The sequence below is a fragment of the Streptomyces turgidiscabies Car8 genome (assembly GCF_000331005.1).
Taxonomy (GTDB): domain Bacteria; phylum Actinomycetota; class Actinomycetes; order Streptomycetales; family Streptomycetaceae; genus Streptomyces; species Streptomyces turgidiscabies.
Window position 1 is genome coordinate 1 of record NZ_AEJB01000465.1, and the last position, 16,934, is coordinate 16,934.

The 16,934-nt window shown below is 69.1% G+C and carries 13 protein-coding genes and 1 pseudogene; 5 read left to right on the plus strand and 9 right to left on the minus strand.

The genetic code is table 11. The features are described 5' to 3' along the window. Nucleotides 1-39: 39 nt before the first annotated feature. Nucleotides 40-1,323, minus strand: a complete 1,284-nt coding sequence (locus STRTUCAR8_RS33675; RefSeq protein ID WP_006380737.1) for a geranylgeranyl reductase family protein — start codon at nucleotides 1,321-1,323, stop codon at nucleotides 40-42. Between the two features lie 99 nt (nucleotides 1,324-1,422). Between STRTUCAR8_RS33675 and STRTUCAR8_RS33680 the strand changes: the two genes are divergently transcribed. Then, complete coding sequence (locus tag STRTUCAR8_RS33680) at nucleotides 1,423-1,929, plus strand: GNAT family N-acetyltransferase (protein ID WP_006380715.1); 507 nt, start codon at nucleotides 1,423-1,425, stop codon at nucleotides 1,927-1,929. A gap of 133 nt (nucleotides 1,930-2,062) precedes the next feature. Continuing rightward, nucleotides 2,063-2,374: a PASTA domain-containing protein gene (locus STRTUCAR8_RS33685; protein ID WP_100247737.1), complete on the plus strand. Its 312-nt coding sequence runs from the start codon at nucleotides 2,063-2,065 to the stop codon at nucleotides 2,372-2,374. 81 nt (nucleotides 2,375-2,455) lie between these two features. Here the strand turns inward: STRTUCAR8_RS33685 and STRTUCAR8_RS33690 are convergent, their stop codons facing one another. The 4 genes from STRTUCAR8_RS33690 to STRTUCAR8_RS33705 all read right to left on the minus strand — a co-directional run bounded on the left by STRTUCAR8_RS33690 (nucleotide 2,456) and on the right by STRTUCAR8_RS33705 (nucleotide 7,633). Further along, nucleotides 2,456-3,151, minus strand: a complete 696-nt coding sequence (locus tag STRTUCAR8_RS33690; protein ID WP_006380727.1) for a demethylmenaquinone methyltransferase — start codon at nucleotides 3,149-3,151, stop codon at nucleotides 2,456-2,458. 184 nt (nucleotides 3,152-3,335) lie between these two features. Beyond that, the gene (locus tag STRTUCAR8_RS33695; RefSeq protein ID WP_006380731.1) at nucleotides 3,336-4,715 is read right to left on the minus strand and encodes an acyltransferase family protein; all 1,380 of its coding nucleotides are present in this window, start codon (nucleotides 4,713-4,715) and stop codon (nucleotides 3,336-3,338) included. Then, the gene (locus STRTUCAR8_RS50575; RefSeq protein WP_006380754.1) at nucleotides 4,715-7,159 is read right to left on the minus strand and encodes a bifunctional polysaccharide deacetylase/glycosyltransferase family 2 protein; all 2,445 of its coding nucleotides are present in this window, start codon (nucleotides 7,157-7,159) and stop codon (nucleotides 4,715-4,717) included. Before STRTUCAR8_RS50575 ends, STRTUCAR8_RS33695 begins: the two co-directional genes overlap by 1 nt. An 18-nt stretch (nucleotides 7,160-7,177) precedes the next feature. Beyond that, nucleotides 7,178-7,633, minus strand: a complete 456-nt coding sequence (locus tag STRTUCAR8_RS33705; protein WP_006380741.1) for a hypothetical protein — start codon at nucleotides 7,631-7,633, stop codon at nucleotides 7,178-7,180. A 318-nt stretch (nucleotides 7,634-7,951) separates the two neighbouring features. On the opposite strand from STRTUCAR8_RS33705, the pseudogene STRTUCAR8_RS33710 reads away from it, so the two are divergent. Further along, a pseudogene (locus STRTUCAR8_RS33710) lies at nucleotides 7,952-9,024 on the plus strand (chitinase). 121 nt (nucleotides 9,025-9,145) lie between these two features. Here the strand turns inward: STRTUCAR8_RS33710 and STRTUCAR8_RS33715 are convergent. From STRTUCAR8_RS33715 to STRTUCAR8_RS33730, 4 genes are all read right to left on the minus strand, one after another. After that, a complete protein-coding gene (locus tag STRTUCAR8_RS33715; RefSeq protein WP_006380760.1) occupies nucleotides 9,146-9,592 on the minus strand; it encodes an imidazolonepropionase-like domain-containing protein in 447 nt (148 codons plus the stop codon). Nucleotides 9,593-9,659: 67 nt separating this feature from the next. Beyond that, entirely contained in the window at nucleotides 9,660-10,853 is a 1,194-nt protein-coding gene (gene mqnC / locus STRTUCAR8_RS33720) for a cyclic dehypoxanthinyl futalosine synthase (protein ID WP_086025831.1), read from the minus strand. An 89-nt stretch (nucleotides 10,854-10,942) separates the two neighbouring features. Further along, the gene (locus STRTUCAR8_RS33725; protein ID WP_006380717.1) at nucleotides 10,943-11,824 is read right to left on the minus strand and encodes a prepilin peptidase; all 882 of its coding nucleotides are present in this window, start codon (nucleotides 11,822-11,824) and stop codon (nucleotides 10,943-10,945) included. 10 nt (nucleotides 11,825-11,834) lie between these two features. Continuing rightward, a complete protein-coding gene (locus STRTUCAR8_RS33730) occupies nucleotides 11,835-14,939 on the minus strand; it encodes a BTAD domain-containing putative transcriptional regulator (protein ID WP_078507402.1) in 3,105 nt (1,034 codons plus the stop codon). Nucleotides 14,940-15,197: 258 nt separating this feature from the next. On the opposite strand from STRTUCAR8_RS33730, the gene STRTUCAR8_RS33735 reads away from it, so the two are divergent. Both STRTUCAR8_RS33735 and STRTUCAR8_RS33740 read left to right on the plus strand, forming a co-directional pair. Continuing rightward, nucleotides 15,198-15,854 carry a hypothetical protein gene (locus tag STRTUCAR8_RS33735; protein WP_006380711.1) on the plus strand — a complete coding sequence of 219 codons (657 nt, stop codon included), beginning with the start codon at nucleotides 15,198-15,200 and terminating at the stop codon, nucleotides 15,852-15,854. Then, nucleotides 15,851-16,933 (plus strand): hypothetical protein, encoded by a 1,083-nt coding sequence (locus STRTUCAR8_RS33740; RefSeq protein WP_044473357.1) that lies wholly within the window; start codon nucleotides 15,851-15,853, stop codon nucleotides 16,931-16,933. Before STRTUCAR8_RS33735 ends, STRTUCAR8_RS33740 begins: the two co-directional genes overlap by 4 nt. Nucleotide 16,934: the final 1 nt, after the last annotated feature.

Here is a 16,934-nt window from a genome sequence, read left to right on the forward strand (position 1 = left end):
GCCAAGGGGGAGGCCCTCACTTCCTGAAGGGCCTCTGGGTCACGCCTTCGGGGCCACCTTGCTCAGGCCGTTGATGATCCGGTCCATCGCGTCGCCGCCCGTCGGGTCGGTCAGGTTGGCCAGCATCTTCAGGGTGAACTTCATCAACAGGGGGTGGGTCAGGCCGCGTTCGGCCGCGATCTTCATGACCTTCGGGTTGCCGATGAGCTTCACGAAGGCGCGGCCCAGCGTGTAGTAGCCGCCGTAGGTGTCCTTGAGCACGCGCGGGTAGCGCTGGAGCGCGATCTCCCGCTGGGCCGGTGTGGCCCGCGCGTGGGCCTGGACGATGACGTCGGCGGCGATCTGGCCGGATTCCATGGCGTAGGCGATGCCCTCGCCGTTGAAGGGGTTCACCAGGCCGCCGGCGTCGCCGACGAGCAGCAGGCCCTTCGTGTAGTGGGGCTGCCGGTTGAAGGCCATGGGAAGGGCGGCGCCGCGGATCGGGCCGGTCATGTTGTCGGGGGTGTAACCCCAGTCCTCCGGCATCGACGCACACCATGCCTTCAGCACCTCGCGCCAGTCCAGTTCCTTGAAGGAGTCCGAGGTGTTGAGCACGCCGAGGCCCACATTGGACGTGCCGTCGCCCATGCCGAAGATCCAGCCGTAGCCGGGGAGCAGACGGTCCTCGGCGCCTCGCCGGTCCCAGAGTTCCAGCCAGGACTCCAGGTAGTCGTCCTCGTGGCGCGGAGAGGTGAAGTACGTACGGACCGCGACGCCCATCGGGCGGTCCTCTCGGCGGTGCAGCCCCATCGCCAGGGACAGGCGGGTGGAGTTGCCGTCGGCGGCGACCACCAACGGCGCGTGGAAGGTGACCTGGCGCTTGTCCTCACCGAGTTTCGCGTGCACGCCGGTGATACGGCCGGTGCGGTCGTCGGTGATCGGGGCGCCGACGTTGCAGCGTTCGTACAGACGCGCGCCCGCCTTCTGGGCCTGGCGGGCGAGCTGTTCGTCGAAGTCGTCGCGCTTGCGGACGAGGCCGTAGTCCGGGAAGGAGGCGAGTTCCGGCCAGTCGAGCTGGAGGCGGACACCGCCGCCGATGATGCGGAGGCCCTTGTTCCGCAGCCAGCCGGCCTCCTCGGAGATGTCGATGCCCATCGCGACGAGCTGCTTGGTCGCCCGCGGCGTGAGGCCGTCGCCGCACACCTTCTCGCGCGGGAAGCTGGTCTTCTCCAGCAGCAGTACGTCGAGTCCGGCCTTCGCCAGGTAGTACGCGGTCGTGGAACCGGCTGGTCCGGCCCCGACGACGATCACATCGGCGGTGTTTTCGGAGAGGGGCTCGGTCACGACGGGTTCTCCCCAAGACTCTCAAATCTGCGTGCCGACCGGCACTGGACATGGGCAGTCTATTCAGCAGTACTGATCACCCGGCTGAAGGGCTGCCCCGTGAACCGAGCGCTCCCCGTAGTACGCCTCCGTGTTCCCACCGACGAGGACGCCTTCGCGTGGCACCGGGTCTTCGACGACCCCGACGTCATGGAGTTCCACGGGGGCAGGTCGGCGGAACTCTCCGTCTACGAGGAACTCACCGCCCGCCAGCGCCGCCACGACGCCGAGTACGGGTTCTGCCTGTGGACCATGCTCGACGAGTCGGACCAGGTCATCGGCTTCACGGGCGCCCAGCCGTGGCCGCAGGACTGGGGCCCCAAGGGGGAGATCGAGATCGGCTGGCGGCTGGGACGGGCCTACTGGGGGCAGGGGTACGCGACCGCTGCGGCCGGGTTGACGCTGGACAGGGTGCGCTCGGCGGGCGTGCCCAGCGTGGTCGCGATGGTCCTCTCCCGAAACGAGCGGTCCATCGCGGTCACCCGACGGCTGGGCATGCGGCTCACAGACGTCTTCACGACGCCGACGCTGGAGCAGGAGGGGCACTGCTACCGGCTGGATCTGTGACCGTCGACGGCTACAGAGGGTAGTAATTCGGCGCCGGAAATCACTTACCGCTTCCGGACGGTACGCGGCCGGGGTTACCCTGCCCGTACCGCTGGGGGTGAGGTCTGTGCGCAGAACACCCGACAAACCCGACGTGCGTGTGCCGAAGCTCGTCGGCCTGATGGCCATGGACGCGCGCGAGAAAGCCAGGGCTCACGGGGTGCTGCTCGCCGCCCCCGACCGGCCGGAATTCCATCTCACCCTCGTCGACTACGTCGTACGGCAGTATCCGCCGCCGGGTGTCGAGATACCGCGCGGTGCCCTCGTCACCGTGTGGTTCGACTTCGAGGAGGGCGAGGGCGGCGGTGGCGCGGGGGTGCGTGAGCCACGGGTGCCGAAGCCGCCCAGGGGCGGACTGGAGCGTGAACTCGACCGTCCCGGGGACGCGTTCGAGGCGATCGGGTGACCGGGAGGGCGAGCACAGAGGGAGCAGCGACGGCTACGCCCTCTCCACCGGCTTCGGCTGCTTCGGCTTGGGCTGCTTCGGTTACGGCTGCTTGAAGCCGCGGTGCAGGGCCACTACCCCACCTGTGAGGTTGCGCCAGGCGGTCTTCGACCAGCCCGCGTCGCGCAGCAGTTCGGCCAGGGCCGGCTGGTCGGGCCAGGCACGGATGGACTCGGCGAGGTAGACGTACGCGTCGGGGTTCGAGGAGACCGCGCGGGCGACCGGGGGCAGGGCGCGCATCAGGTACTCCGTGTACACCGTGCGGAAGGGCGCCCAGGTCGGGTGCGAGAACTCGCAGATCACGACCCGTCCGCCGGGGCGCGTGACCCTGTACAGCTCGCGCAGCGCCGCGCCGGTGTCCTGGACGTTGCGCAGTCCGAAGGAGATCGTCACCGCGTCGAAGGTGTCGTCCTTGAACGGCAGCTTGGTGGCGTCTCCCGCCGTGAAGGGCAGCCAGGGGTTGTTCCGCTTGCCGACCCTGAGCATGCCGAGGGAGAAGTCACAGGGGACGACGTACGCGCCCGTGCGGGCGAAGGGCAGGGAGGACGTGGCCGTACCGGCGGCCAGGTCGAGGATCTTCTGCGCCGGGCGGGCGTCGACCGCCTTCGCTACCTCCTTGCGCCACACGCGGTCCTGGCCGAGCGAGAGCACGTCGTTCGTGAGGTCGTACCGTTCCGCCACGTCGTCGAACATCGAGGCGACTTCGTGCGGCTGCTTGTTCAGGGATGCGCGGGTCACGTGCCCATTGTGGCAGTACGCAGGCCACGGCCTCCCGGCGGCACGGGTGCGGGGCGGGGGCGATCCGGGGCCGGGTGGGATGGGGTGGGGTGGCCCAGGCGTACCTGACGCGCCCGGCCCGTCACCCACCAGTCGGTCGGCCGACCGGGCGGGCGGGCGGGCGGGCAGCAGGTTTGCCGGGCGCCTACGGCAGCAGTTTCGGTTTCTTCTTGGCGGCGACGTCCTCCACCCAGCCGCACAGCAGGATGAACACGACGATCAGGATCCAGCCGACGCCGAACATGAACCACTGGCTCTCCAGCGGCAGGTACTTCTCGAAGGCAGGGACGTTCCAGAACTGGTCGATCAGCGGGACGGCCAGGATCAGGGCGATCTCGTGCCAGAGGTAGAGCGTGACGGCGCGCGCGTTGAAGATCGTCACGATGCGATCGAGCCGCCTGTAGCGGGTGAGCCACGCGAAGTCGATCTCGAAATGCGCCTTCGCGTACATCAGCAGCGTCACGAAGCCCGCCGACCAGAACGCCTGCGCGAGCGGGATGCCGTCGAGGTCGTAGGAGCCCGTCTCGGCCTGGTGGGTGAAGGCGTACCAACCGCCGAACCCGATGGCGGCCAGGGAGAGCAGGACCACCAGCGCCGGCTTGAGCCGTTGCAGGACGCCCTCGCGGTGCGCGAAACCGAGCACCCAGCAGAAGAGGAAGGTGGCCAGGTCTGTGGCGCCGTCGCCGAAGCGGTTGTCCGGGGGCTCCCAGAGGTAGTGGAACACCACGATCGGGGCCAGGGAGAGGAGCAGTACGGCCACGGGAGCCACGCGGAACGTGCGGAGCAGCAGCGGGGACAGCAGGACGAACCAGAGGTACGTACGCAGGTACCAGAGGATCTCCCAGGCCTGCTGGCCCCAGGCGTTGCCCGGCGGATCACCGAGCGGCACGACCCAGAAGACGATCTGCCAGCCCGGCATCCAGTCGTGGACCATCATCGCCACGACCACGAAGAAACCCCAGAACCAGAAGGGGGGCAGGAGCCGGCGGACCCGGCTCCTGATCACCTTGAGAGCGGGGCGCTCCAGGGACTTCGCCATCAGCGTGCCGGCGAGGGCGAACATGATCCCCATGGACGGGAACACCATGCCGGCCCAGGCCCAGCCGAAGGTGTGGTACGCGACGACCCGGACGAGGGCGACAGCGCGCAGCGTGTCGAAGTAACGGTCGCGGCCCGCCGGTTTCCTCGCCGTCGGCGGGAGTTCGGTCTCCTTGGTGTCGTGGGTGGTTTGGGTGTCGTGCGTGATCTGGGCCGCGTGGGTGGTCCGGGTGTCGTGGGTGGCGGCGTCCGGCTCTTCCACGTACTCCGGCAGATACTCGGGTGAGTATTCGGGGGCGTACTCCAGCTCGTACTCCTGCTGCCCGTAGGCGACTTGGCCCTGGTCGACGTACTGCCGGGGGTGCGGCTGCCGGGTGGGATACGGCTGCTGCCCGTACCCGTGGCCGTAGTTGGTGTTCATGTTGGTGTCGCCGTAGCCGTAGTTGCTGTCGTGGCCGTAGCCCTGCTGATCCGTCCCCCAGCTCATCAGCTCGCCCCCGCCGGGGTGCCGACCTCGCCCGTGCGCTTCAGTTTCTGCCAGCGCAGGCGGCCGCCGGTGAGGGCGGTGATGCAGGAGTGGATGAGGACGAGGTACATCATCTGGCGGTACGCCAGTTGCTGCAGCGGCATCATCAGCAGGTACCGGTACTGCTCCCGGTCCAAGCGGAACGCGTAGGCCGCGCAGACGAGTTGGATGCCCAGGACCGCCAGCCAGGCCAGGATCGCCGCCTGGAAGTCGACGAAGATCATCGAGTAGACCGTGAAGACGTCGATCAGCGGGGCGAAGACCGGCGTGATGATCTGGAAGATGACCACCAGAGGCATGCCCACGCGGCCGAAGCGGCCCGACGGGCCCTTGTCCGTAAGGGACTTGCGGTGCTTCCAGAGGGCCTGCATCGTGCCGTACGACCAGCGGTAGCGCTGGCTCCACAGTTGCTTCAGCGAACCGGGCGCCTCCGTCCAGGCCTTGGCGTGCTCCTGGTAGACGACCCGCCAGCCCGCGCGGTGCATCGCGATGGTGATGTCGGTGTCCTCGGCTAGCGTGTCCTCGCTCATGCCACCGACTTCGAGGACCGCGTCGCGGCGGAACGCGCCGATCGCGCCGGGGATGGTGGGCATGCAGCGCATCAGGTCGTACATGCGGCGGTCGAGGTTGAAGCCCATCACGTACTCGATGTGCTGCCAGGCGCCGATGATCGTGTTGCGGTTGCCGACCTTGGCGTTGCCCGCGACCGCGCCCACCTCGGGGTCGGCGAAGGGCTGTACGAGCTGGTGCACGGCGTCCGGTTCGAAGACGGTGTCGCCGTCCATCATCACGACGATGTCGTAACTGGCGCTGCGTACACCGTTGTTGAGGGCGGCGGGCTTGCCCGCGTTCTCCTGGCGGATGACCCGGACGTTCGTCATACCGAAGGAGAGGGCCGCGTCGCGGGCGATCTGGGACGTGTTGTCGTCCGAGCCGTCGTCGACGACGATGATCTCGATCGGGTGGGTGCTCTTCGCCAGCGACTCAAGGGTGTTGGCGATGCACTCCTTCTCGTTGTACGCGGGCACGATCACGGTGACCGGACGGGTGACCGTCGGCCCCCAGCTGAACTTTCCGCCCCGGCCGCGTTTGCGGTTGCGTTGCCGGTAGTGGCGGCGGGCGAGGATCAGCATCATCCCGAATCGGCCCATGACGGCGAAGCCGACGACCGCGAGGCCGGTCGCCAACCCCGGTACGGCCCATTCGGCGACCGCCACGGCCGCGATGAGGGCCTTGCCCTCGTAGAGGGTCGCGCCGGTGGCGGTGCGGTGGGCGGCCTGAAGACTCGACGTCCCGCCGCCTCCCGGGCCGTTGCCCGTCTGTCCGTTACCCGTCTGCCCGTTGCCCTGTTGGCCGTTGCCGAGTTGACCGTTGCCTTGTTGGCCGGTCGGCGCGCCGCCGGACTGCTGGCCGTCGGCGGTGCCCGGGGCACCCGTAGCCGTGCCCGAACCCGGGCCTGCGGTGGCGCCCGTACCTGTCCCCGTACTCGTCCCCGTGCCGGTGGCCGTCCGCCGGGCGCTCGAGGCCTGCTGCTGGATCGCGCCGCTGATGGTGGTGAAGGTGTAGCCGGCGGCCTTCATCTTCTTGATGTACGTCGGCAGCGCCTTGATCGTCTGCGAGCGCTCGCCGCCGGCGTCGTGGAAGAGCACCGAGGCGCCCTTGCCGTCCTCCGGCGTGGCCCACTTGACGATCTTCGAGACGCCGGGCCGCTTCCAGTCGTCGCTGTCGGTGTCGACGAAGACGCTGGTGTAGCCCTCCTCGCCGAGCTTCTTGTAGACGGGCCAGCTGTAGTTGTCGATGGCGTCCGCCTCCGACGAGTACGGCGCCCGGAACAGCGTCGTCGTGATGCCGGCCGCGCCCGCCAGCGCGAGCTGCGTCTGCTGCATCTCACGGTTGACGCGGGCGTCGCTCTGGTAGGAGAGGTCGACGTGCGTGAAGGTGTGGATGCCGATCTCGTTGCCCTGGTCGACCGCCGTCTGCACGATGCTCGGGTAGCGCGACACCATCGACCCGACGACGAAGAACGTGCCGGGGACGTCGTACTCCTCGAGGATCTTCAGGACCTGGGGCGTCCAGGTGGGGTTGGGACCGTCGTCGAAGGTGAGCGCGATGGTCTTCTCCGGCACGGACCGGATCACGGCCTGCCCGTTGCGGAAGCTGAGGATCGGTCCGCCGTTTATGACCTTGTCGGGGACGTCGTTCGAGCTGGCCCCGGTGCGTACGCGCTGGTCGCCGCCGACCTCCGCGCGCAGATAGCCGTCGAGCAGCATCACGCTGGTCAGTGCGAGCAGGAGCAGCAGGGCGAGGATGACTCGCGGTTTCTGCAGCGCCGCGGCCTTGCCGGCGGCCCGCTGCACCTTCGAGGGGGCGCGCCTGCGGCCGCGCGAGGTGGTCGTCGTAGTCATGTGGTGGCTGCGTTCCGGTCAGTTGGCGTCCGCGGAGGCGGACGCGGAGGCGGACGCGGTCGGTGTCGAAGCGGGCGGCTCGCCCGTGGCGATGCCCGCCGGCGGAGTGCCGGAGGGCTTGGCGGGCGGGGTGGCGCCGCCGGTGGGCGCGCCCGACGGGACCGCCCCGAAGCCGCCCTGCGGCTGCTGGTTGCTGCCCGGCCCCTGATTGCCGCCGGGGCCGCCGCCCCCGAAGGGCAGCAGCGAGGACGGAGTGAGCGACGTGCCCCAGCCCATGAAGGCCATGCCGAGCACGACGGCATACCCAAGACAGACGACACCGACGAAGGTGCCGAACCGGCGGAGCAGTTTCGCCCGGCGGCCGGAGTTGTCCACGAACACGGGTCCGTCCGCGGACCCCTCGGACCCCTTGCCGCTCTTACGGCGACGGCCGCGGCCGGCGGCACGGTTTTCGATGGCAGGCTCGGAATGCATTCCCCGGACATTAGGAGGGCTTCATGTGACTGAAACTCTGGTTCTCATGTGAGACGCCCATGAGAAACTCCTTAACCTGTGCATCCTCTGAGAGATTCCCCGGAAGCCTGCGCAACCCACCCTCGATGGAAAGGAGTCGATTGTCCTGCTTGCTTGCCCCAATCACACCGTTCACGGTGCGCTGTCCATGAACTCTCTGTGGGTCGACCGTCCTCATGAAGGACAGTCTCGTGTGAGACCTTTCCACTCCGGATCCACTTCGGAAACACACTTTGTTTCCATCCTGGGACAGACATCACGAGAGCGGGTGCATGCGCGATGAGGCGTTTTCTGAGGTCGGCCGCCGGATTCACATGTCTGGTGGCGCTGACCTGCGCGGGGTGCTCATCGGGCTCGGACAGCGATACGAACAGCAACACGGACAACGCTGCGGACAGCGGCTCCGACGCCGCCTCCGAGACCCCTTCCCAACAGGCGGTGTCGAGCGCCTCGCCCTCGGCGAACACAGCCTCGACCACCGAGTTCGCCCCGTACGTCAGTGCCACCGACGCGTCCGGCAACGACAGCGCCGGCTCGCCGGCGACGTACAACCTGGCGTTCGTCATCTCGGACGGCACGACCTGCACACCGAAGTGGAACGGTACGACGGCCATCGGCGACTCGGCCGTCAAGTCCCGGATTGCGAAGCTCACGGCGCCCGGTGGCTCGGTCCGTGTGTCCTTCGGCGGCGCCTCCGGCAAGGAGCTCGCCGAGGTCTGCGACAGCGCGTCCGCGCTGGCCAAGGCCTACGGAGCCGCCCTGGACGCCGCAGGTTCGACCCAGGCCGACTTCGACGTCGAGGGTGACACGCTCACCGACTCCGCCTCCGTCGAGCTGCGTTCGAAGGCGATCGCCCTGCTGCAGAAGGAGCGCACCGACCTGAGCGTCACCTTCACCCTGCCCGTCATGCCGATCGGCCTCGACGACGACAGCGTGGCCCTGCTCGACTCGGCCAACAACAACTCCGTGCAGGTGTCCACCGTCAACATCATGACGATGAACTACAGCAGCGAGTACGCCGGTGACATGGGGCAGTACGCGCTCGCGTCGGCCGCGGCGACGCACGATCAGCTTGCCGACATCTTCGGGCTCTCGGAGGCGGGGGCGTGGCAGGGGATGGCGTTGACGTCGATGATCGGTGTGAACGACGTCGACAACGAGACGTTCTCTCTGGCGGACGCGGCGGAAGTGCGGGCGTTCGCGGAGAAGAAGGGGTTGCGTGGGTTTCGATGTGGTCGACGTTCCGGGACCAGGAGTGCGAGGAAGGAGTTGCCGCTTCTGATGACGCGGCGACCAATTGCAGTGGGGTTTCTCAGGATGCAGGGGCTTTTGGGGAGGCGTTTTCGGGATGAGTGAGGTTATGAGCGTTTCTTTTCAGGTTCGGGTTCGGGTTCGGGTGCGTGGGGGCTTGTCGCGCAGTTCCTCGCGCCCCTGAAAAGACCCAGTTCCCCGCACCCCTGAAAAAGACACCCTTCACCGGCGTCTGTGCACCAGGCGGCCTGCGCAGACCGTGGCCACGCACATGCCCTCCCCGTCGAAAACGGCCAGGTCGGCTCGCTCCCCCTCGATGATCGCCGGGGTCCGTGTCCGCGTCAGTACGGCGACGTCGTTACGGGCGGCGGCTGATCGGAGGTCCGGTGAGGTGACGTACTCCTCCAGTACCGCCACCGCGCCCCCCTTCAGCACGGCGTGCACGCGTTCGCGCGGGGTCGGGGCGTCCGGGAGTGGGCCCTCGTGGACAAGCCCCGGGCCCAGCACGCCCGGCCAGCGCCGCAGACGCGCCTCGGGGAACCGCTCCGCCACCTCGGCGAGCGGGCCCACGGCGGCGACCCGGTTGCCGTCGACCGCGACGGCGCCGTCCTTCAACGGGTCCGCGCCCGGGGTGGTACGCACCTCGTCGGCGGCGTGAATCGTCAGCACAGGCAAACCAGTTGGTCGGTGGGTCGGTCGGTCGGTCGATTGCCCAGTTACTCGGTTACTCGGTTACTCAGTTGCTGGCGAGGAGCTTCAGCTCGGGGTGGGCCGTGCCGCCCTCGATCGCGGTGGACGAGATGTGGGACATGACGCGCTCGTCGACCGGGTCGTTCGCCGGGTCGTCGTGGACGACGATGTGCTCGTACGTCGTGGCCCGCTGGGCGGGGACGCGGCCCGCCTTGCGGATCAGGTCGATGATCTCCATACGGTTGGAGCGGTGCTTGGCACCGGCGCTGGAGACGACGTTCTCCTCCAGCATGATCGAGCCGAGGTCGTCCGCGCCGTAGTGCAGGGACAGTTGGCCGGCTTCCTTGCCCGTGGTGAGCCACGAGCCCTGGATGTGGGCGATGTTGTCCATGAAGAGACGGGCGATGGCGATCATGCGCAGGTACTCGAAGATCGTGGCCTGTGTACGGCCCTTGAGGTGGTTGTTCTCGGCCTGGTAGGTGTACGGGATGAAGGCGCGGAAGCCGCCCGTCCGGTCCTGTACGTCACGGATCATCCGCAGGTGCTCGATGCGCTCGGCGTTGGTTTCGCCGGTGCCCATGAGCATCGTGGACGTCGACTCGACGCCCAGCCCGTGCGCGGTCTCCATGATCTCCAGCCAGCGTTCGCCGGACTCCTTGAGGGGCGCGATGGCCTTGCGGGGGCGCGCGGGGAGCAGCTCCGCGCCGGCGCCGGCGAAGGAGTCGAGACCGGCCTCGTGGATCCGGGTGATCGCCTCTTCGACCGACACCTTGGAGATCCGGGCCATGTGCTCGACCTCGCTCGCCCCCAGGCTGTGGATGACGAGCTGCGGGAACTCGGCCTTGATCGCGGCGAAGTGCTTCTCGTAGTACTCGACGCCGTAGTCCGGGTGGTGGCCGCCCTGGAACATGATCTGCGTACCGCCGAGCTCGACGGTCTCCGCGCAGCGCCGCAGGATGTCTTCCAAGTCCCGGGTCCAGCCCTTGGCCTTGTCCTTGGGGGCGGCGTAGAACGCGCAGAACTTGCACGCCGTGACGCACACGTTCGTGTAGTTGATGTTGCGCTCGATGATGTACGTCGCGATGTGCTCCGTACCCGCGTACCGGCGGCGGCGTACGGTGTCGGCGGCCGAGCCGAGCGCGTGCAGCGGGGCGTCCCGGTAGAGGTGGAGGGCCTCTTCGGGGGTGATCCGCCCGCCTGCCGCGGCACGGGCGAGGACGGCTGTGACATCAAACGACATGGGGGCGGCGTTCTCGGTCACCGGGCGTCCCTTCGGAAGGCGTGAGGCGGACCGTTCCAGCGTACGTCAGCGTCTCGCCCCGCCTCACGTCAGGCCGCGTAGGCCCCGATCAGCAGCCCGACGAACCCGCCCGCGATCAGGAACGGGCCGAACGGGATGGACGTCCTGCGCCCGGCGCGCCGCGCGACGACCAGGGCGAGACCGTACAGGCCGCCGAACAGGAATCCGGCGAAGGTGCCGAGCACGACACTCCCCCAGCCGTACCAGCCCAGCATCGCCCCCAGCCCGAGGGCGAGCTTCACATCGCCGAAGCCCATCCCGTTCGGGCTGATGAGGAAGAGCACGAAGTACGCGCCGCCGAGCACCAGTGCGCCCAGCAGGGCGGTGAGCCAGTCGCCCGCGTGTTCGGGCAGCAGCGCGGCCCCGCCCAGCAGGACGAGGGCGGCGGCGGCCAGCGGCAGGGTCAGCGGGTCGGGCAGCCGCTGCACCCGGAAGTCCACGACCGCGAGCAGCACCCCGACGGGCGCGAGCAGCAGCCAGGCCCCGAGCTCGGGCCGGGTACCGGTCGCGACGGCGAGCGCGGCACACACGAGCGCGGTGGCGAGGGCGAGGAGGGGCGTGCTGGGCCCGTACGAGGCACTCGTAGCTCCGTACGAAGCATTCGTAGCTCCGTCGCTGCTCTTGGTCTCGCTCTTGCTCCTGCTCCTGCTCTCACTTCCGTCGTACGGGGGGCCGGCCGCGCCCGTCGCGAGGTGCCCGGCGTCCTTCTGGTCGTTGCCGCTGCCGCTGCCGGCGCAGGTCGTGCAGCGTGCCGGGCCCAGCCAGCCGCCCAGGGGGTGACCCTGCGGGCAGCGGTCCCGCCAGGTCTCCTCGGGTGGGACGGAGAACCGGTAGGCGGCGCGGGGTACGAGCGTCCCGGCCGCCGCGCCCCAGAGGGCGGCGACGACCACGATCAGCTGGTCGACACTCATCCGACAGCGCTCATCCGGCGGCCGCCGCACCGTCGCGCCACGTCGGCAGCAGCTCGTCGAGGAGCGCCTCGGTGCGGGGCGGCAGGCCGCGCGCACCGCTGCGGCCGATCAGGTCGGCGGCGACCTGCTGGAGCTTGTCGGTGTCGCCTGTGGCGTGCGTGGCGCGCAGGAGTTCGTGCCACAGCCGCTCGTCGCCGGGGGCGGAGTTGAGCGCGGCGGCGAGCGCTTCGATGGCCCGCTCGGCGCGGTTCTTCACCAGGTGGAACTCGGCGAGCGCGAGCCCGATGTCCGCTACCAACAGCGGGAGTTGGGCGTCGATGATCTCGTGCGTGAGCCAGCCGTAGCGGCCCTCGGCACGGTCGGCGAGCAGCGGCCCGCGCACCAGCGCGAGCGCGTCGGTCAGGAGCCGGCCGCGTACGACCCGGCTGTCGACGCCCTTGCCCTGCGTGGCCTCGTGGTAGAGGGAGCGCAGCACATCGAGGTCGGACACGACCGACTTGGCGAGCATGAGCCGCCCGTTGGCGTCGGTGGCCAGCCGGGGGGTGCCGTCGGGGTCGGTGCCGAGCCAGACGCGCAGTCGGTCGAGAAGCGCCTCGCGTACGTCGTCGGTGACACCGCGCGGCCAGAGAGCCGAGGACAGTACGCGCGGGTGCACACCCTCGCGGTGCAGCAACAGCAGTGCGAGCGCCTCGTGTTGGAGCGGGCTGCGCTCTCCGTCGGGTGTGTCGAGGCCGATGATCTCGTACGGGCCCACGAGCCGGGCGTACACCGCCGGCCGCCCCTGCTCGCTGATGTCGACGAGGAAGGGCGGTGTCGTCGCCGGTCCGTCCGGCGCGTGTTCGGGGTCGGCGTCGACGAACAGCTCGACGACCGCCCGCTGTTGGGCGACGGGCAGCACCTGGGCATCGAGTTCGAGCCCGAGGAGGGGTGCGAGGAGCTTGCCCTCGCTGGTGATCTCCATCTCCCAGGCTGCGCCCGGCAGATCACCGCTGTCGGTGCCGACGAGGTATCCGATGCCCAACCGGCTTGCGTCGGCGGCGAGTTCGGCGAGCTTGACGGCGTCGTCGGCGGAGGGTTCGGCGGCGAGGAGGACGAGGTGCGGGGCCCAACGGGTGTGCTGGGCAGGCCCGGTACGGCCGGTGAGGACCGAGTCGTGACCGGCGGCACCGAGCGCGCCGCGCCGCTGCCGGGTCTCGGCCTCCATCGTCTCGACGAGGGCCTCGATGTCGTCGAGGTGGCGCAGCCGGTTGGGCGCGAGGGGGGTGAGGTCCTGGCCGAATCCGACGAGGGTGATGGTCATCCGGTCCGACCACCCGTTGGTGGCCAACTCGGCGGCGACAGAGGCGAATACGGCGGCCCGGTCGGACTCACTGCCGCTGAGGGAGACGATGCCGGGCACCGACTCCAGGTTGAGCAGCAGACGCGAGTCGTCCATGGTCCCGAGGCTGACGAGGCCCGGGTAGGGAGCGGCGGTGTCGACATCCTCGTAGCGCTCGGCGTCGGTCCGGGCCAGCAGCCAGAACGTCTGGTCCTGCCCGAGCTGCCACGGGGCCGGGGGCTTTCCGGCGGGCTGGGCGAGCTGGAGGTGCAGGTCACCGTTGCTGAGCCAGGCGGCGTAGACGGTGGGGAGCGCGCGGGACTCTCCGGCGAGGGAAGCGGCCAGGCCACGCAGCGAGCGGTCCAGCAGGCGTACGCCTTCGGGGTCGGCGCCGATGAGGAGCGCGTCCTGGGCGTCGGCGGCGGCACCGGTCGGCGTGGGCGGCTCCATACCGCGCCGCCCGCCGACCGCGCCGAGGGCCGACTGCCACAGGGCCTGCCGGCGCCGGCGACCGAGGGCGCCGAGGAGACCGGCGGCGAGAAGGGGGGCGCCGAGCAGGGCTTCGGGGAGGCCGAAGGAGAAACCGGCGTCGGATTCGGCGGAGGTCGCGGTCTCCGCCGCCGCGTGCTGCTCGTGTGTCACGGCGGGCGTGGCCTGGGATGCGCCGGGTGCGGAGCGCTGCCCGCCGAGGCTGATGCGGGTGGTGTTGGTGTCGAGGGAGGCGGTGCCGCCGCGCTGTCCGCCGCCGGCCTGCTGCGCGTGGTCGCCGGTCTGGGCGTACTGGTTGATCTGCTGGGCGACCTGCGGGGTGACGGCGGCACCGGCGTCAGGAGCGGTGGTGCCGGATGCGGTGGTGCCGGTGCTGGGCATCTCGACGAGGTCGCCGCCGCGGGCGTCGCCGGGCATCTGCATGATCCAGCCGGGCCGGATCAGACTGGCCTCGGAGAGCCGCGAACCGTCAGGCTGCACACGGTCCTTGTTGAGCTGGTAGATCTCGCCGTACCGGCGCCCGTCGCCGAGGTGGCGTTGCGCTATCTCCCAGAGGGAGTCGTGGTGACGCCCCTCGGGCGGCTGGATCCGGTAGTACTTGGTGTCCTCGGCCTTGACCGACGGTCCCCCGACCTCCGCGTGACTTGCGGCGTCGGCGGCCTGCTGCCCGAGCGCGGCGGCGGTACTGGCCGCCTGTTCCTGCTGCTGCGCGAACATCCCGCTCAGTGAACCGCCGGGCGTGGCCTGCGCGGAGGCGACCGTGCCCTGCTGGTTCCCCTCCATGCTGTGCCCGAGCTGCGAGAGCCCCGGGGTGAAGGAGGCGGCCGTGGCACCCACGAGCAGCAGCGCGGCGACGAGCTGCCGCGCGAGCAGCTGACTCGGCCCGGCCCCGGGCACCCGCCCCGGCATCCCGACCCCGGACAGCGCGGCCTTCACCTCGACGAGCACACACGCGGTGAACTGGGCCCAGGCGATCCACACGATGACGCCGAGGATGTTCTGGAACGTCTTGACCGTGATCTCTTCCTGGAGCCAGTCCAGGGAGGGCGACCCGTCCGGGAAGGGCCAGCCGATGGTCACGGCGAGCGCGTAGGGCACCCCGACGAGCAGCCCGACGAGGGCCACGAACGCGAGAAACGCCTTGACGAAGTCACCGAAGCTACGGCGCCGCCTGGGGAGGGGCTGGGGGGTGCGGTTCCTCGGGGTCGGCGAACTCCCTGGCCCCGGAGCGTTCCCCGGACCCGGCGAGCCTCCCGTCCGGCTGCCCGTGGGGCTTCCCGTCCGGCTTGAAGTGCTGCGTCGCGGCATGGCGGGTGTCCTGGGTTCGTGTCGTGTGGGGTGGGAGCGAGATATGGGGGTGTGCTGAGCCTATCGGGATCTTATTTCGGGCGTGGGGACCGGTCGATACAGGGGCCGATGGTCACAGGGACCGTTCGCAACCGCCACGACACACTTCTCACGGTCCCCACACAACCCCCTGGCGGCACACAAATGCCCTCTACGCACCCCTGATAGCTTCGTTCTCTGCCGTACACACGCCGAGTCCGACCCCGGGGGAGATCAACCGTGGCCCGCCGCGCCCTGTCCGTATCCGTCACCACGCTCACCGCGACAGCGGCCCTTCTGCTCACCGGATGCGGCGGGGGCGACGACTCGTCGCCGGACGACATCAAGGGGGCGGATTCGGGGGGTAGTAGTCCTTCGGCTTCGGCTTCGGTGTCGACAGCCGCAGGTCAACCGGACCTGAGCCTGCCGAGCGATCTGAAGGTCCAGTTCGACGTCACGCCTCCGGCCGACGACCAGCACACAGCAGCCCTCGACAACGCGAAGAACTACATCCTCGCCCTGAATCACGGCATCAGCGCCCAGGATGCCGATGACCCGGCGTATGAGTTCTATTCGCTCGGTAACGCCACCAAATACGCCAAGGAGCAGATCCAGGCGTATCTGGACGGTGACTGGACGGCCACGGGAATCGACAGCTACTACAAGGCCAAGACGGACGATGTGGGCAGTTCCGACGGCGTCCTGGTCACGATGTGCCGGGATCAGAGCAAGTTCTACGGCAAGAACGTCAAGACAAACAAGATCAAGTACACCAAGCCGAGCCTTGACGACTACCAGGAGTTCCGCCTTCTGATGAAGCCGCCGCAGGCATCGCAGAAGATCTGGAAGGTTCTGCAGATCGAGGTGCAGGGCCGCGTAAAGGCGTGTCAGCGATGACGTTCGCGCGTCGAGTCCCGCCGTGGTCCGCGGTCCTGACATGTGCAGCCGTGCTGCTGTCCGGGGGAACCGCCCACGCCGCCGGACCGACGACCAACACCACTGTGCCGCCGCCCGATGAGCCCAGTGGGGGCACCGACGGAAGGGGTGGCCTTTCTGCTTCGGTCTCTCACATCCGGATCAAGTACGTGAGCGGCGACGGCGGCGGCAAGCGGGGCAACATCGCGACGCTCGACCCCAACTGGAAACCTCCGGCCTGCTGGTACGAGCCCGAGTTCACGTCCGTACAGCTCAAGAACTTCGTGGACACAGACGGTGGCGGCGATGTCGGCATCCATGAGTCGTGGTGGGGCAAAGAGTTGTGGACGGACCATTACAAGGACGGCAAGTCTGCGGACAACTTCGATCTGAACTCGCCCACCAGCAGCGCCGCCGATGGCTACGAGAACTACAACCTCGGTAAGGACGGCTACTTCTGGCGCGGGGTCGCGCCTGACCCCAGCGACCCGGACTCGTGGGACTGCGGTCGCATCATGTTCTGGGTCGATGCGGGCGAGACTCCGAACGACCCGAACATGCCTACGCCGAAGACCCTTGCCGAGTACGCCTACGACAAGATCAAGGTCCCGGAGACCAAAGTGGAGCTGAGGCCGGAGGCCAAGTCCACGGTGAACCTGCCCACTTGGGTCTGGTTGGACAAGGGGACCTTCCAGGAGGTCAAGGTTCGCGCCGAGCTTCCCAACACGGGTCTGTGGGCGGAGACGACAGCCAAGCCGGTCGCCCTCCACCTGGACCCGGGCACAGCCGACGCCACGACGAACCCGGCCTCGGGCGACTGCACGATCAACGAGAGTGGCTCGATCGGCACGCCGTACGCGGCAGGCAGGGCGTCCGAGGCCCCGCCGTGCGGGATCACGTACCTGCGCGCAACCGATGGCAGCCCCTACCAGTTGAAGGCCTCCGTCACCTGGGAAGTCACCTGGCAGGGCAGCGACGGCACCGGCGACACCCTCCCGAACGGCACGTTCGAGACGACGCAGGACATCAACGTCCAGGAGATCCAGTCGGTCAACCGCTGAC

What these genes read in the sequence shown, in the direction of transcription:
- STRTUCAR8_RS50575 (WP_006380754.1), bottom strand. Translation starts at nt 7,159, where the DNA reads ATGACTACGACGACCACCTCGCGCGGCCGCAGGCGCGCCCCCTCGAAG.
- STRTUCAR8_RS33705 (WP_006380741.1), bottom strand. Translation starts at nt 7,633, where the DNA reads ATGCATTCCGAGCCTGCCATCGAAAACCGTGCCGCCGGCCGCGGCCGT.
- STRTUCAR8_RS33695 (WP_006380731.1), bottom strand. Translation starts at nt 4,715, where the DNA reads ATGAGCTGGGGGACGGATCAGCAGGGCTACGGCCACGACAGCAACTAC.
- STRTUCAR8_RS33730 (WP_078507402.1), bottom strand. Translation starts at nt 14,939, where the DNA reads ATGCCGCGACGCAGCACTTCAAGCCGGACGGGAAGCCCCACGGGCAGC.
- mqnC (WP_086025831.1), bottom strand. Translation starts at nt 10,853, where the DNA reads ATGTCGTTTGATGTCACAGCCGTCCTCGCCCGTGCCGCGGCAGGCGGG.
- STRTUCAR8_RS33725 (WP_006380717.1), bottom strand. Translation starts at nt 11,824, where the DNA reads ATGAGTGTCGACCAGCTGATCGTGGTCGTCGCCGCCCTCTGGGGCGCG.
- STRTUCAR8_RS33740 (WP_044473357.1), top strand. Translation starts at nt 15,851, where the DNA reads ATGACGTTCGCGCGTCGAGTCCCGCCGTGGTCCGCGGTCCTGACATGT.